Below are 14821 nucleotides of genomic sequence, written 5' to 3' on the forward strand. Positions count from 1 at the left end.
GAACCGGCGGCACCGGCACGATCCGAAGCGCGCACAACGCCGAGACCCGCCGTACCCGGGTAGGCGTCGGTGCCGGGTGACCCCCGCAAGCCGGTCCCGCACCGGCCGGGCCGCGGGACTTCTGCCGCGGCGGAAGGACGCCTATCGTCATTTCTTGGATCAAGGGCGGCCCCGGCCGTCCGCCGACGGGGTCGTGGAGATGAGGTGGGCGGTGTCCGGTCCCGGTCCGCTGGCCGTCGGCGATCCCGAGCGGATCGGCGGTTATCGGCTGGTCGGGGTGCTGGGCGACGGCGGTCAGGGCGTGGTCTACCTCGGCCGCGACCCCTCGGGCCGCCGGGTCGCGGTCAAGGTGCTCCACGTCCGGATGGCGGCCGACCCCGAGGTGCGCGAGCGGTTCAGGCGCGAGGCGGAGATCACCCGCCGGGTCGCGGCCTTCTGCACCGCCCAGGTCCTGGACATGGGGATCGTCGGCGACCGCCCCTACCTGGTCAGCGAGTACATCCCGGGGCCCTCCCTGAAGGAGCTGGTCACCGGCGACGGGCCGCGGACCGGCAGCGGCCTGGACCGGCTCGCGGTCGCCACCCTGACGGCCCTGTCCGCGATCCACCGGGCCGGTATCGTCCACCGCGACTTCAAACCCGACAACGTGATCATGGGGCCGGAGGGGCCCGTGGTCATCGACTTCGGCATCGCCCGCGTGCTGGACGGCACCACCACGCGATCGGGACTGGTGGGCACCCCCGCCTACCTGTCGCCCGAACAGCTCGACGGGCACCAGGCCGGCGCGGCGTCGGATGTGTTCAGCTGGGCCGCCACCATGGTGTTCGCCGCCACCGGGCATCGGGCATTCCACGGCGCCGTCGCGGCGGCGGTGATGAACGCCGTCGTCAACCACGAGCCAGACCTCGCCGGAGTACCCGAAGACCTGCGCCCGCTGCTGGCCGCGTGCCTGGCCAAGGACCCCGGCGCCCGGCCCACCGTCACCGGCCTGCTCGCCACCCTCACCCGCGAGGAAACCGCCACCGTCGACCATCGGCCGGGTCCTCCCGCCGCGCCTCCGGTATCCCACCCCCCGGACAGTCCCGCTCCGCGTGGTCCTGCCCTGCGTAGTCCCGCCCGGCTCCGCCCCGTAGTCGCCGGGGCGGTCGTCACCGCGCTCATCCTGGCCGCCGCGGTCTTCCGGCTGTGGCAGCCGGAGATCCCCGGAACCTCCGCCCCGTCGTCCACGCCCCTTCCCGGATCTTCCGTTCCGTCGTCTTCGGGCCCTTCCGGGGTCTCCACGTCGCCGTCGCCTACGGGCCTCTCCCGACCCTCCGTTCCGTCGCCCGACCCGACCCCGAGCCCCGTTCCCTTCGGCAGACCGGTCGGCAGGCCGTTCACTTCTCAGAGCGACGCGTACTTGAGGCTGGGAGCGGTGACGGAGTCGGAAGGGCGGCAGGTCGTCATCTCCAATGGCGAGCGCGCGGTGCGGGTGTGGGATCTGGCGACCCGCAAGCAGGTCGGCAGGCCGTTCACCGCCCACGACAGCGGTGCCCATATCGCGGTGACGGAGCTGGACGGGCGGCGGGTCGTGGTCTCCGGCGGTGGCGACAGCGCGGTGCGGGTGTGGGATCTGGCCACCCGTGAGGAGGTCGGCAGGCCGTTCACCCGCCACCACAGCAGTGTCCCTCCCAAAGGGGGGATCACGTCGGTCGTGGTGACGGAGCTGGACGGGCGGCCGGTGGTGGTCTCCGCCGGTGGCGACAACACGGTGCGGGTGTGGGATCTGGCCACCCGTGAGCAGGTCGGCAGGCCGTTCACCGGCCACACCGCAGGACTAGGGGAGGCTCTGGTGACGGAGCTGGCGGGGCGGCGGGTCGTGGTCTCCGGTGGTTACGACGGGATACGGGTGTGGGATCTGGCCACCCGTGAGCAGGTCGGCGAGGTGTTCGCCGTCCCCTCCGGGGGGTTCACGCTGTGGGCGTTGGCGGTGACGGAGCTCGAGGGACGGCAGGTCGTCGTCGCAGGTGTCTCCGGTGGCGACGACGACACGGTGCGGGTGTGGGATCTGGCCACTCACAAGCAGGTCGGCAGGCCGTTCACCGGCCACACCGGTGGAGTCACATCGGTTGTGGTGACGGAGCCGGCGGGGCGGCGGGTCGTGCTCTCCGGTGGTTACGACGGGATACGGGTGTGGGATCTGGCCACCCGTGAGCAGGTCGGCAAAGTGTTCGCCGTTCCCCCCGACGACCACGGTGGGATCACGTCGATGCTGGTGACACAGTCGGCGGGGCGGCCGGTCCTTCTCTCCGCCGGCTTCCACGAGGGGAGGGTGCGAGTGTGGAGCCTGGCCCCGCCGCTTCCGACGCCCGGCTCCTGAACGACCGCTTGGCGGAGCTGTGAAAGACCAGGATCCTGTCGCCTTCCTCGACCCCCGCCCCGGCTCTATTGCTTCTTCTCCAGGGCGTTCCTGATCGTGACGAAGCTCTCCTTCATTCCCTCGGTGGAGATGCTTGCACTGGTCAGAAGGCCGACCGTGTCGGCGTCGGCCCAGTAGCACCAGGTTCCGCCGTCCCTGGTTATGCAGGCGGCCGCGCCTCCCAGCGGGCCGGGGTCGATGTCGGTCCATTTCCAGTCCTCGCTGCCGGGCTGCTTGGTCAGCCAGGTCACGGCGGCCTTGGCGTCGCTCACCCGGGCCTGCCCTCCCAGGGCGTTGAGGGTGTGCAGGGCCTTCTGGTTCCGGTAGCTCGCCCCCGACTGCTCTCCGAGGAATGTGTGGTGCGGGCCGTTCGGGATCGTGTACTCGGGAGTGCCGGAGCTGACGAGGTCCAGGATCTCGATCTTCTTGGGAAACGGGGGCCCGAAGACCGAGGCCTGCGAGGACTTCGCCGGGCTCGGGGTCACCGCGGCCTTCGACGGTTCTGCCGCGGTCCCTGTCGCTTCTGTCCTGGCCTCTGCGGACTGTGTCGTGCCGGAGGGGGTGCATCCCGCGAGGGCGCTCACCGCGAGCAGCACGACGGAGATCCTTGCGATGTTCATGATGTGAACATGGCTCGTCGTGCTTAAGCGGCACTTGCAGCTTTCTAGGAGCCGGCATGTTCCTGCTCTTCGGCGCGGATCCGGTGCCGTGCCGCGCGGTGCCGCGCCGCGACCCCGGCCGGCAGGTGGTCCCCGCCGGGGAGCGGCCGGCCGGAGGCGTGCCGGTCCCCCTACGGGGTTCGCTGCCGGGTGTCGTCCTGCCCGGGATCGGCGGCCGTGCGGCCGGCCAGCCGTTCGTAGCGCTGTTTGGCGGCTTGGGGGGTGCCCAGGCCGAGGCCGAACGCGATCTCCTGCCAGGTGAGGTCGCGGCCCCGGGCCATGAGGAGGAGCGCGGCCTCCAGCTCGTCCATCTCCGCGCGGGCGCGGGGCAGGAGGGTCAGGGCGGCGGTGATGTCGGCGTGGTCCACCTCGGGCTCGCCGTCCTCGCGGTGTGCGGCGCCGCTCAGGAGGAACGACACCAGCCTGACGGCCTCGTGTGCTCCGAGGGCCGTGGGATGGACCTGGCGCAGGCGCTGGGCGTCGCTGGACGCATGGCGTTCGGTGATGCGCGAAAGGGCGGCGTACTCGCGATGCGCGCGCGCCCGGCGCGGGTCGGGGGGCGAGAACGGGTCGAGTGATCGATCATGGTTCGCGGACATGCGGCCATGATGATCTGGCAATCGACCCGTTGTCAACAACCAGATTTAAACAACCTGTTTAATCAGGAGATGGTGACCGGCAGTTCCTTGATGCCGTTGATGAAGTTGGAGCGGAGCCGACGGGCGGGGCCGGCCTGGGCCAGGTTCGGCAGCCGCTCGGCCAGGACCTCGAAGAGCACCCGCAGTTCGAGCTTGGCCAGGTGGTTGCCGAGACAGAAGTGGGCCCCGCCGCCGCCGAAGCCGATCTGCGGGTTGGGGTCGCGGCCGATGTCGAAGGTGTACGGGTCGGCGAACACGTCCTCGTCCCGGTTGGCGGAGCTGTAGAAGACCACGATCTTGTCGTCCTCCTTGACCTCCTGCCCCCGGATGGTCGTGTCGGTGGTGGCCGTGCGGCGGAAGAGGTTGACCGGGGAGACCCAGCGGACGATCTCGTCGGCCGCGGTGGGGGCGAGGGAGCGGTCGGCGACCAGGCGCCGCCACTGCCCGGGGTTCTCGAAGAACGCGAGCATGCCGCCGGAGGCGGCGTTGCGGGTGGTCTCGTTGCCCGCCACCACCAGCAGGAGCACGAACAGGTCGAACTCCTCCTCGGTGAGGGTCTCGCCCGCGCTGTCGGGCAGGATCAACTTGGTGGCGATGTCCTCACGGGGCTGCCGGCGGCGCTCGGCGGCCAGCATGTTGGCGTAGGCGTAGACCTCCATGGCCGCGTTCTGCCCCTCGGTCGGGTCGGCGGCGTAATCCGGGTCCTCGGCCCCGATCATCTGGTTCGACCAGTTGAAGAGCTTGTCGCGGTCCTCGACGGGGGCGCCGAGCAGCTCGCAGATCACGTACAGCGGCAGCGGCGCCGCGAAGTCCCTGACGAAGTCGACCGACTCGCGTCCCTTGGCCTCGTCCACCAGCTGGTGACAGATGTCGCGGATGTGCTGCTCCAAGGCGCCGATCATGCGCGGCGTGAAGCCCCGGTTGACCAGGGAACGCCGCCGGGTGTGCTCCGGCGGGTCCTGGTTGAGCATCATCATCCGCTGGAGCGCGCGCTGGTCCTCGGGCATCTCGTTGAACAGGGCGAGCTTCCTGCTGGAGGAGAACAGGTCCGAGCGGCGCGAGATGTGCACCACGTCGGCGTGCTTGGTGACCGCCCAGAAACCGGGCCATCCCCGTTCCTCGTCACCCTTGTGCCAGTAGACCGGCGCGTTGGCCCGTAACCATGCCAGCTGGTCATGAGGCGCACCGTGCTGCCAGTAGAAATCCTGGTCGACCAGGTCGATGTCCATCGGTCCTCCTGCGCGAACCGTCCGACGCCCTCGCGGCGGGACTCTTCTCGGTGCAGCCTACGGGGATGTGATCGGCGGGAGTGCCCGTCCGCTCGCCCGGCCTGCCCTCGGAGCCCGCCGGAGCGGGGACCGCGGGAGCCCGCCGTCCGTGAGGGCACGCCGAACCGCCAGGCACTTGATCAAGCGCTTGGTTGTGCATATTTCTGAAACGTGTTCTATTACGCGTCGCGCGGGAAGTCAAGAGGCCCGGGGAGCAGGGGTGCTCCCCGGGCCTCACCGGGGCCGGCTCGGTCGCCTCGGACGGTCGGCGCGTCGGCGCCGCCCGGGGTCGTACGACCGGCGGCCGGCCGGGTCCGAGGCGGCCGGCCGCTCCGCTCAGGCGCCGGCCGCCGCCCCGGTCGTCATCTCCTCCGGGGCGGTGATCCCGATCGCCACCTCGTTCACGATCGTGTACGTCCTCCCGGCGCGGGCGTTCCAGCTCAGCGTGTCACCCGAGCGCGAGGTCCCGACCTCGTGGCCCTGCTCGTCGTGGACGCGGTGGCGTCCGCCGATCATGTCCGAGCGGACCCTGATCGGTCCCGTCGTGCCGGGACGCACGACGATCTTCTCGCCGGCTCCGTTCCTCCAGGACACGTCCACCGTCACGTTCCCCCGGGCGCGCAGGCCGGTGACCGAGCCGGTGGGCCAGGACGACGGCAGCGCGGGCAGCACGTGGACCGTGTCGTGCTGGCTCTGCAGCAGCATCTCGGCCATGCCGGAGGTGGCGCCGAAGTTGCCGTCGATCTGGAACGGCGGGTGGGTGTCCCACAGGTTCTCCAGCGTGGAGCCCCTGAGCTGCTCGCTGAGCACCCTGTGCGCGTGGTCGCCGTCCAGCAGCCGCGCCCAGAAGTTGATCTTCCAGGCCTTGCTCCAGCCGGTGCCGCCGTCACCCCGCGCGATGAGGGAGATCTTCGCCGCCTCGGCTTCGGGGGTGCCGGGCTTGATCTGCCGCCCGGGGTGCAGGGCGAACAGGTGGGAGACGTGCCGGTGGGTGTTCTCCGGGTCGTCCCAGTCGCTCTTCCACTCCTGGAGCTGGCCCCAGGAGCCGATCCGCAGGCCCGGGTCGAGCTTGGCGAGCGCGGCGGTCAGCTCCGCCTGGAGGGCCCGGTCCACATCCAGCTTCCTCGCGGCATCGAGGGTGTCGGTCAGCACCTCGAAGACGATCTGCTGGGACATCGAGGCGCCGGCCGAGAAGTCGCCGTGCTCGGGGGAGTAGCTGGGGGAGGCCACGAGCCTGCCGTCACGCGGGTCGGTGTGCAGGGTGTCCAGCCAGAACTCGGCCGCCCCCTTCATCACCGGATAGGCGGTGTCGCGCAGGTAGCCGAGGTCGCCGCCGAACCGGTAGTGGTCGTACATCTGCCGGGTCACCCACGCCGCGGCCTCGGGGAACCAGAACGCGGTGGCCCAGTCGTGCACGCCGGTGAACCCGAACGGGTTGGTCTCGTTGTGCACGACCCAGCCGCGTGCGCCGAACATCTCCCGCGCGGTCTTCGCGCCGGGCGCGATCATCGACCGGAGGTAACGGTCGTACGGCACCGCCGTCTCGGCGAGGCCGGTCTGCTCGGCGAGCCAGTAGTTCATCTGCAGGTTGATGTTGACGTGGTAGTCGGCCGACCAGGGCGGGCTGGTCGAGTTGTTCCACACGCCCTGCAGGTTGGCCGGGAGCGACCCCTCCCGGGAGGAGGCGATGAGCAGGTAGCGGCCGTAGGCGAAGAACATCGCCTCCAGCGCCCGGTCGTCGGCCGAGGCGCCGCCCGTGTAGGCGGCGAGGAGCCGGTTCGTGGGCTGCTCCGGAGCCCGCTGGCCGATGTCCAGCCGCACCCGGTCGAACAGCCTCCGGTGGTCGGCCTGGTGGGCCGCCCTGAGCTCGTCGAACGTCGTGCCCGCGGCCCGGTCCACCGCCTCGGTCACCGCGGCGTGCGGGTCCGCGCCCCGGTAGGTGGGGTAGGTGTCGGCGTAGTCGGTCCCCGCGGACAGGACGAACATCGCGCTGTCGGCGTCGGTGACGGTGATCCGGTCGGTCCCGTCGGTGCGGGTGCCACCCTTGGTGACCACCTGGACCTGGGCCTCGAACGTCATGCCGTTGTCGGCGAGCGCGCCGCGGACCGTCAGTCTGCCGTCCGTGACCGAGACCTGCTTGTCGGCGTGGGGCGAGGAGGCGCGCAGGGTGAAGGAGACCTTGCCCGCCCGGTCGGCGGAGATCCGCCCGACGACGACGTTGCCGGGGTGACTGGCGAAGTACTCGCGGGAGTAGGTCACCCCGTCGGCGGTGTAGCCGACCCTGGCGACCGCCTCGCGGAGGCTCAGCTCCCGCCGGTAGCCGGTGGCGGTCACCGCGGGCATGTCGAGCCAGAGGTCGCCGAAGGGCTGGTAGGCGCCGAAGCCGCTCCTGGGCCGGCCGAGCTTGGCCGCCACCGCCGAGGGGGCCATCCTCCCGTCGCGGTCGATCTGCGCCCGGACCTCGGCGAGGGCGTTCGGCCGGGGCGGGGCCCAGTTGCCGAAGTCGTAACCGTCCGAGCCGGGACCACCGGTCCACAGGGACTTCTCGTTGAACTGGAGCTGCTCGCGCTCGACGCCGCCGAACACCATGGCGCCCAGCGCGCCGTTGCCGATCGGCAGTGCCTGCGTCTCCCAGTCGGTGGCCGGCTCGTCGTACCAGAGCGTCAAGTCGTCGGGTGTATCTGCGGCAGTCACGAGCGATGACTGTTGCGCATCCGCAGCGCCCTGTCCATGTATGCAGGTGGCGAGGGCAGGGGTGGGGAGAAGGCCATGCCCGAGCGTCGCCGTGGGGGTGTGGCAACGGACCCCTCCGACCAGAGGACGGCTTTGTTTCCGGTGGGTAGCACCGAAACCCACGTGTAACGGGGATCATCCTCCGATGTTTGGGGTAAATCGATCATTGAAACGGACATCACTGTCGTGAACGTCACGAGTGATCTCCGATCTCGCCACCGAGAGGCAAGTCCGATGAATGACCGCCAGCAAAGAGGGGTGTGACGGCAAACACCCTGCCATCTGCGGTTTCTCCTCGATAACAGATCGGATGTATCCGGCCGGAGGGGTTGACATCGGGACCGAGTGTCGTTCAGCATCGCGAGAGAAGACATCCGATGTATTGACGAAGGGTGCGGTGTGAAGCTGCTGCGAGTGGGGCCCGTCGGCCGGGAACGGCCGGCCGTCCTGGACGGAAGCGGTAACCTGCGGGAAATCTCGGAGCCCGAGATCGACGGGGCCTTCTTCGCGTCCGGGGGGGTCGCGCGGGTCCGCGAGGCGCTGGAGCGCGGCGAGCTCCCCGTCCTGGACGCGGAGGGGCTGCGGATCGGCGCCCCGGTCGCCCGCCCGGGGAAGATCGTGTGCATCGGGCTCAACTACCGCGACCACGCGGAGGAGACGAACGCCCCGATCCCGGCGGAACCGGTCGTCTTCATGAAGGCCGCCAACACCGTCGTCGGCCCCTACGACGAGGTCCTCATCCCCCGGAACAGCGTCAAGACGGACTGGGAGGTCGAGCTGGCCGTCGTCATCGGCGAGACCGCCCGCTACGTCGAGACCCGCGAGGAGGCGCTCTCCAAGATCGCGGGGTACGCGATCTCCAATGACGTCTCCGAGCGCGAGTTCCAGCTGGAGCGCGGCGGCCAGTGGGACAAGGGCAAGTCCTGCGAGACCTTCAACCCGCTCGGCCCCTGGCTGGTCACCCCCGACGAGATCGCCGACCCGCAGGCCCTGGGCCTGCGCCTGTGGGTGGACGGCGAGCAGCACCAGAACGGCGACACCAAGAACATGATCTTCGACGTGGCGGAGATCATCCGTTACCTCAGCCACTTCATGGTCCTGGAGCCCGGCGACGTCATCAACACCGGCACCCCGGCCGGGGTCGCGCTCGGCCTGCCCGGCACGCCGTACCTGCGCGCCGGACAGGTCATGGAACTGGAGATCGACGGCCTGGGCCGCCAGCGGCAGGAGGTGGGTCAGGCGTGAGCGAGCGGACCGAAACGCGCGTCGGCGCAGCGGGGCAGGGCGTCGACGGGGAGAACCCGGTCGGGCAGGGCGTCGACGGGGAGAACCCGGTCGGGCAGGGCGCCGGCGGAAAGGGCGCCGGCTCCTACCGCATCACCTCGCTGGAGACCTACGACATCCGCTTCCCCACCTCGCTGGAGCTGGACGGCTCCGACGCGATGAACCCGGACCCGGACTACTCGGCCGCCTACCTGGTGCTCCGCACCGACGACGGCTTCGAGGGCCACGGCTTCGCCTTCACCATCGGCCGCGGCAACGAGGTGCAGACCTCCGCGATCAAGGCACTGGAGCCGTACGTGCTCGGCAAGGACGTCGAGGACCTGGGCGGGCTCTGGAAGGAGATGGTCCACGACTCCCAGCTGCGCTGGCTCGGCCCGGAGAAGGGCGTCATGCACATGGCGATCTCCGCCGTGGTCAACGCGCTGTGGGACCTGAAGGCCAAGCGGGAGGGCAAGCCGCTCTGGCTGCTGCTGGGCGAGATGTCGCCCGAGGAGATCGTCGGCCTGGTCGACTTCCGCTACCTCACCGACGCGCTCACCCCCGAGGAGGCGCTGGACATCCTGCGCGCCGCCGAGCCCGGCAGGCGCGAGCGGATCGCCTACCTGAGGGAGCACGGCTACCCGGCCTACACCACCTCGCCCGGCTGGCTCGGCTACAGCGACGACAAGCTGCGCCGGCTGTGCAAGGAGGCGATGGACGACGGCTTCACCCAGATCAAGCTGAAGGTCGGCGCCGACCTGGAGGACGACCGGCGGCGCATGCGCATCGCCCGGGACACCTGCGGCGACGACTTCCCCATCGCGATCGACGCCAACCAGCGCTGGGACGTCGACTCCGCCATCGCCTGGGTGAACGCCCTGGCCGAGTTCCGCCCGCACTGGGTCGAGGAGCCGACCAGCCCGGACGACGTGCTCGGCCACGCCGCCATCGCCCGCGGCATCGCGCCGATCCCGGTCGCCACCGGTGAGCACGTGCAGAACCGCATGGTCTTCAAGCAGCTGCTGCAGGCGGAGGCGATCTCGTACCTGCAGATCGACGCCGCCCGCGTCGCCGGTGTGAACGAGAACATCGCGATCCTGCTGCTCGCCGCCAAGTTCGGCGTCCCGGTCTGCCCGCACGCGGGCGGGGTCGGCCTGTGCGAGCTGGTGCAGCACCTGTCGATGTTCGACTACGTCGCGGTCAGCGGCTCGATGGAGAACCGGGTGATCGAGTACGTCGACCACCTGCACGAGCACTTCGTCGACCCCGTGGTGATCCGGAACGGCGCCTACGTCGCGCCGAGCCGGCCCGGCTTCGGCGCCGCCATGCACGCCGCGTCGATCACCGACCACATCTACCCCGACGGCCCGGTCTGGAGGTCTCTCAATGGGTGAGTTCGACGGTCTGCGCGCCCTGGTCACCGGGGGCGGCTCCGGCATCGGCCTGGCCGCCGCGACCCTGCTCGCCGAACGGGGGGCGACGGTGGCCTCCCTGGACGTCAACTCGTCCGGCGGCCCGTTCGTCGAGGTCAAGGCGGACGTCACCGACGACGCCCAGGTGCGCGCGGCGGTCGAGCGGGCCGTCGAGCAGCTCGGCGGCCTGGATATCCTCGTCAACAACGCCGGGATCGGCGCCGCGGGCACGGTCGAGGACAACCCCGACAGCGAGTGGCTGCGGGTCCTGGACGTCAACCTGCTCGGCATGGTCCGGGTCACCCGGGCGGCCCTGCCGCACCTGCGGCGCTCGGCGCACGCGGCGATCGTCAACACCTGCTCCATCGCCGCGACGGCCGGGCTGCCCCAGCGGGCGCTCTACAGCGCGTCCAAGGGCGCCATCCAGTCGCTTACCCTGGCGATGGCCGCCGACCACGTTCACGAGGGGATCCGCGTCAACTGCGTCAACCCCGGGACCGCGGACACCCCGTGGGTGCAGCGCCTGCTCGACGCGGCGCCGGACCCGGTGGCCGAGCGCGCGGCCCTGGAGGGCCGCCAGCCGATGGGCCGCCTGGTGAGCGCCGCGGAGGTCGCCACCGCGATCGCCTACCTCGCGAGCCCGCTCGCGGCGTCCACCACCGGCACGGTCCTGGCCGTGGACGGCGGGATGCAGGGGCTCAGGCTCCGCCCCCGCGCATGACGGAGTGACGGCGGGACGACTCCGCCGGACGGAAACAATTCACCCCCCACACGGTTCGAATCGAGGCAACGGTATGAAACTCGGAACTGCGGCGACGGGCGCGGCACTGCTCGCGATCACGTTCACCCTCTCGGCGTGCGGCTCGTCGGGGACCACGGGCACGACCGGCGCCCAGTCCACCGGTGACGCCGGGGCCAAGGGCGGCAAGGTCGGGATCGACTTCCCGCGCGCCGACTCAGACTTCTGGAACTCCTACGGCAAGTACGTCCCGCAGATCGCCGGTGAGCTGGGCGTCGACCTGATGCCGCCGACCAACTCGCAGAACGACGTGGCCAAGCTGGTCGCCAACACCCAGGCCCTCGTCGGCCAGGGCGCCAAGGCGATCGTCATGGCCCCGCAGGACACCGGTGCGATCGCCTCCACGCTGCAGACGCTGGAGAACAAGAACATCCCGGTCGTCTCCGTGGACACCCGCCCCGACAAGGGCAAGGTCTACATGGTCGTGCGCGCCGACAACAAGGCGTACGGCACCAAGTCCTGCGAGTTCCTCGGCGAGAAGCTGGGCGGCAAGGGCAAGGTCGTCCAGCTCATGGGCGCGCTCTCGTCGATCAACGGCCGCGACCGGGCCGAGGCGTTCCGCTCCTGCATGAAGGAGAAGTTCCCCGGCATCACGGTCTTCGAGGAGCCGACCGAGTGGGAGGGCACCAAGGCCGCCTCGATGCTCCAGACCCGTCTGGAGCAGCACCCGGACATCAAGGGCGTCTACATGCACGCCGGCGGCGTCCACCTGGCCCCCACCCTGCAGGTGCTCAAGGCCAAGAACCTGATCGTGCCGCCGGACGACCCCAAGCACGTCTTCGTGATCTCCAACGACGGCATCCCGCAGGAGTTCGAGGCCATCCGCAAGGGCGAGATCGACGCCACGATCTCCCAGCCGGCCGACCTCTACGCCAAGTACGCGCTCTTCTACGCCAAGGCCGCGATCGAGGGCAAGACCTTCCAGCCCGGCCCGACCGACCACGACAGCACGATCATCCAGCTCCCCAACGGCCTGGAGGACCAGCTCCCGGCCCCGCTGGTGACCAAGGAGAACGTGGACGACCAGGCCCTCTGGGGTAACCAGGTCAAGTGATGACATCTTCTGTTAAGGCGGTCGAAGCGCGCGGTATCACCAAGCGCTTCGGCCCGACCATCGCGCTCAACGGCGCCGAGATCTCCATCACCGAGGGGGAGACGCACGCGCTCATCGGCAGGAACGGCGCGGGCAAGTCCACGCTGGTGTCGATCCTGACCGGGCTGCAGCGCCCCGACGAGGGCGAGATCCGCTTCGCCGGGCAGCCCGCGCCGCCGCCGGCCGACCGGGACGCCTGGCGGCAGCGCGTCGCGTGCGTCTACCAGAAGTCGACGATCATCCCCACGCTGACCGTCGCGGAGAACCTCTTCCTGAACCGCCAGACGGCGCGGGGCAGGATCAACTGGCGGGCCCTGCGCACGCGGGCCCGCGGGCTGCTGGAGCAGTACGGCGTGGACGTCGACGCCGACGCCATGGCGGGCGACCTCGGCGTCGAGCAGCGCCAGCTGCTGGAGATCGCCAGGGCGCTCTCGTTCGGCGCCCGGTTCATCATCCTGGACGAGCCCACCGCCCAGCTCGACGGCCCGGCCATCCAGCGGCTCTTCGCCCGGATGCGGGCCCTGCGGGAGCAGGGCGTCACGATGATGTTCATCTCGCACCACCTCGACGAGGTGTACGAGATCTGCCAGAGCGTCTCGGTCTTCCGCGACGCCCGGCACATCCTCACCGCCTCGGTCGAGGACCTCCCGCACGACCGGCTCGTCGACGCGATGACCGGTGAGGCCACCGCCGCCTACGAGTACCGCACCCGCACCGCCGACGCCTCGGCCCCGGTGGTGCTCGCCGCGCGGAACCTCGGCCTCGCCGGCCGCTTCGAGGGCATCGACCTGGCCGTCCGGTCCGGGGAGATCGTCGGTCTCGCCGGGTCGGGCAGCAGCGGCAAGGTCGGCCTGGCCGAGACCCTCGTCGGCCTGCGCAAGGCCGACACCGGCACCGTGACCGTCAACGGGACCGCCGTCAAGGGCGGGGACGTGCCCTCCACGCTCCGCGCCGGGCTCGGGTTCGTCCCCCAGGACAGGCACCACGAGGGCTTCGTCCCGTTGCTCTCGATCGCCGAGAACGCGACCATCCCGATCGCCCACAAGCTCGGCCGCTTCGGCATGATCTCCCCGGCCCGGCGCCGCGAGCGGGGCGACCGGATGATCTCGCAGCTCGACATCAAGACCACCGGCCCCGACCAGCCGGTGGCCGACCTGTCGGGGGGCAACGCCCAGAAGGTCGTGCTCGCCCGGGCGCTCGCCGACGACCCGAAGGCACTGGTCGTCATCAACCCGACCGCCGGGGTGGACGTCAAGGCCAAGCACTCCCTCCTCGGCGCCGTGGAGGACGCGGTCGACCGGGGCGCCGGGGCCGTGCTGGTCTCCGACGAACTCGACGACCTGCGCATCTGCGACCGGATCCTGGTCATGTTCCACGGCAAGATCGTCAAGGACGTGCCGCGCGGCTGGACCGACACCGAGCTGGTGGCGGCGATGGAAGGTATCGATCACTCATGACCACGACAAAGACCCCGCCCGCGGTGGCCGTCCCGCAGGGCCGCCGTATCCAGCTCGGGCGGTTCCGGGACCTCACGCTCGTCCCGGTGATCATCGTCCTGCTGATCGCCGGCTCCTTCGTGGACCCGGTCTTCCTCACCCCGGGGAACCTCACCAACGTGCTCCAGCAGCAGTCGGCGCTGGCGCTGGTGGTGCTCGCCGAGGCGCTGATCCTGATCGCCGGCAAGTTCGACCTGTCACTGGAGTCCACGGTCGGCATGGCGCCCGCCGTGGGCGTGATGCTCGTCATCCCCGTGGCCGCCGGCGGGTTCGGCCTGGAGCTGCCCGGCATCCTCGCCATCCCGCTCTGCCTGCTGATCGGCGGCCTGATCGGCGCCTTCAACGGCTTCCTGATCCTGCGCTTCCAGCTGTCGGCCTTCATCGTCACGCTGGCCATGATGATCGTCGTGCACGGCCTGCAGCTCGGCCTCACCCAGGGCAAGAGCCTGTTCGAGCTGCCCGCGTCGTTCCTCTACCTCGGCAGCGCCGTCTGGCTCGGCCTCCCGGCGGCCATCTGGATCACCGGCGCGCTCTTCGGGGTGGCCATCGTCGCGCTCGGCTACTTCCGCGCCGGCCGCTCGCTCTACGCCATCGGCGGCAACGCCGACGCCGCCCGCGCGGCCGGCATCCGGGTCGAGCGGGTCCTCTGGGCGGTCTTCGTCATCGGCGGCGTCGTCGCCGCGCTCGCCGGGGTGCTGGAGACCGGCCGGCTCGGCGGCATCAGCGCCAACCAGGGCGTCGGCTGGATCTTCATGGCCTTCGCCGCGGCCGTCATCGGCGGCGTCAGCATGGACGGCGGCAAGGGCACGATCCTCGGCGCCCTCACCGGCGTCCTGGTGATCGGCCTGGTGGAGAACATCCTGACCCTCAAGGGCGTCCCCGGTGAGTGGAAGCAGCTCGTCTACGGTTCGATCATCCTGGTGGCCCTGATGATCAGCCGCCTGGCGGGCGGCAAGGCCCAGGATTGACCTCCGGGACCCGCGTCCCGGGATCGTCCGCCCGTGGACCGGCGTCCACATCCCAGGAACGACCTGACACGGCCCCGGCCCCCCCCCCGCGGGC

11 protein-coding genes are annotated in these 14821 nt (G+C 70.6%); 7 read left to right on the plus strand and 4 right to left on the minus strand.

Annotation, left to right across the window (positions count from 1 at the left end; all coding sequences use genetic code 11):
* The first annotated feature begins 154 nt into the window (after positions 1-154).
* Positions 155-2359 carry a protein kinase domain-containing protein gene (locus ABD841_RS22620; RefSeq protein WP_344975172.1) on the plus strand — a complete coding sequence of 735 codons (2205 nt, stop codon included), beginning with the start codon at positions 155-157 and terminating at the stop codon, positions 2357-2359.
* A 65-nt stretch (positions 2360-2424) separates the two neighbouring features.
* Here ABD841_RS22620 and ABD841_RS22625 read toward each other — a convergent pair whose 3' ends face one another.
* The 4 genes from ABD841_RS22625 to ABD841_RS22640 all read right to left on the minus strand — a co-directional run bounded on the left by ABD841_RS22625 (position 2425) and on the right by ABD841_RS22640 (position 7657).
* Positions 2425-3018: a hypothetical protein gene (locus ABD841_RS22625; protein ID WP_344975175.1), complete on the minus strand. Its 594-nt coding sequence runs from the start codon at positions 3016-3018 to the stop codon at positions 2425-2427.
* Between the two features lie 170 nt (positions 3019-3188).
* Positions 3189-3656, minus strand: a complete 468-nt coding sequence (locus ABD841_RS22630; RefSeq protein WP_344975180.1) for a DNA-binding protein — start codon at positions 3654-3656, stop codon at positions 3189-3191.
* A gap of 62 nt (positions 3657-3718) precedes the next feature.
* On the minus strand, positions 3719-4924 hold the full coding sequence (locus ABD841_RS22635; protein ID WP_344975185.1) for a cytochrome P450: 1206 nt from the start codon (positions 4922-4924) through the stop codon (positions 3719-3721).
* Positions 4925-5299: 375 nt separating this feature from the next.
* On the minus strand, positions 5300-7657 hold the full coding sequence (locus ABD841_RS22640; protein WP_344975189.1) for a glycoside hydrolase family 95 protein: 2358 nt from the start codon (positions 7655-7657) through the stop codon (positions 5300-5302).
* Between the two features lie 438 nt (positions 7658-8095).
* On the opposite strand from ABD841_RS22640, the gene ABD841_RS22645 reads away from it, so the two are divergent.
* The 6 genes from ABD841_RS22645 to ABD841_RS22670 all read left to right on the plus strand — a co-directional run bounded on the left by ABD841_RS22645 (position 8096) and on the right by ABD841_RS22670 (position 14727).
* Positions 8096-8941 carry a fumarylacetoacetate hydrolase family protein gene (locus tag ABD841_RS22645; protein ID WP_344975193.1) on the plus strand — a complete coding sequence of 282 codons (846 nt, stop codon included), beginning with the start codon at positions 8096-8098 and terminating at the stop codon, positions 8939-8941.
* Positions 8938-10353 (plus strand): L-fuconate dehydratase, encoded by a 1416-nt coding sequence (locus ABD841_RS22650; protein WP_344975196.1) that lies wholly within the window; start codon positions 8938-8940, stop codon positions 10351-10353. The genes ABD841_RS22645 and ABD841_RS22650 overlap by 4 nt, the downstream gene beginning before the upstream one ends.
* A complete protein-coding gene (locus tag ABD841_RS22655; protein ID WP_344975199.1) occupies positions 10346-11092 on the plus strand; it encodes an SDR family NAD(P)-dependent oxidoreductase in 747 nt (248 codons plus the stop codon). Before ABD841_RS22650 ends, ABD841_RS22655 begins: the two co-directional genes overlap by 8 nt.
* Before the next feature lie 73 nt (positions 11093-11165).
* A complete protein-coding gene (locus tag ABD841_RS22660; RefSeq protein WP_344975201.1) occupies positions 11166-12224 on the plus strand; it encodes a sugar ABC transporter substrate-binding protein in 1059 nt (352 codons plus the stop codon).
* Entirely contained in the window at positions 12224-13720 is a 1497-nt protein-coding gene (locus ABD841_RS22665; RefSeq protein ID WP_344975205.1) for a sugar ABC transporter ATP-binding protein, read from the plus strand. Before ABD841_RS22660 ends, ABD841_RS22665 begins: the two co-directional genes overlap by 1 nt.
* Entirely contained in the window at positions 13717-14727 is a 1011-nt protein-coding gene (locus tag ABD841_RS22670; RefSeq protein ID WP_344975208.1) for an ABC transporter permease, read from the plus strand. Before ABD841_RS22665 ends, ABD841_RS22670 begins: the two co-directional genes overlap by 4 nt.
* Positions 14728-14821: the final 94 nt, after the last annotated feature.

This window comes from Streptosporangium fragile (assembly GCF_039534445.1).
In the GTDB taxonomy this organism is placed as follows: Bacteria; Actinomycetota; Actinomycetes; order Streptosporangiales; family Streptosporangiaceae; genus Streptosporangium; species Streptosporangium fragile.

Coding starts and splice junctions, on each gene's coding strand:
- ABD841_RS22625 (WP_344975175.1), bottom strand. CDS start 3,018: ATGAACATCGCAAGGATCTCCGTCGTGCTGCTCGCGGTGAGCGCCCTC.
- ABD841_RS22630 (WP_344975180.1), bottom strand. CDS start 3,656: ATGTCCGCGAACCATGATCGATCACTCGACCCGTTCTCGCCCCCCGAC.
- ABD841_RS22635 (WP_344975185.1), bottom strand. CDS start 4,924: ATGGACATCGACCTGGTCGACCAGGATTTCTACTGGCAGCACGGTGCG.
- ABD841_RS22655 (WP_344975199.1), top strand. CDS start 10,346: ATGGGTGAGTTCGACGGTCTGCGCGCCCTGGTCACCGGGGGCGGCTCC.
- ABD841_RS22660 (WP_344975201.1), top strand. CDS start 11,166: ATGAAACTCGGAACTGCGGCGACGGGCGCGGCACTGCTCGCGATCACG.
- ABD841_RS22665 (WP_344975205.1), top strand. CDS start 12,224: ATGACATCTTCTGTTAAGGCGGTCGAAGCGCGCGGTATCACCAAGCGC.
- ABD841_RS22670 (WP_344975208.1), top strand. CDS start 13,717: ATGACCACGACAAAGACCCCGCCCGCGGTGGCCGTCCCGCAGGGCCGC.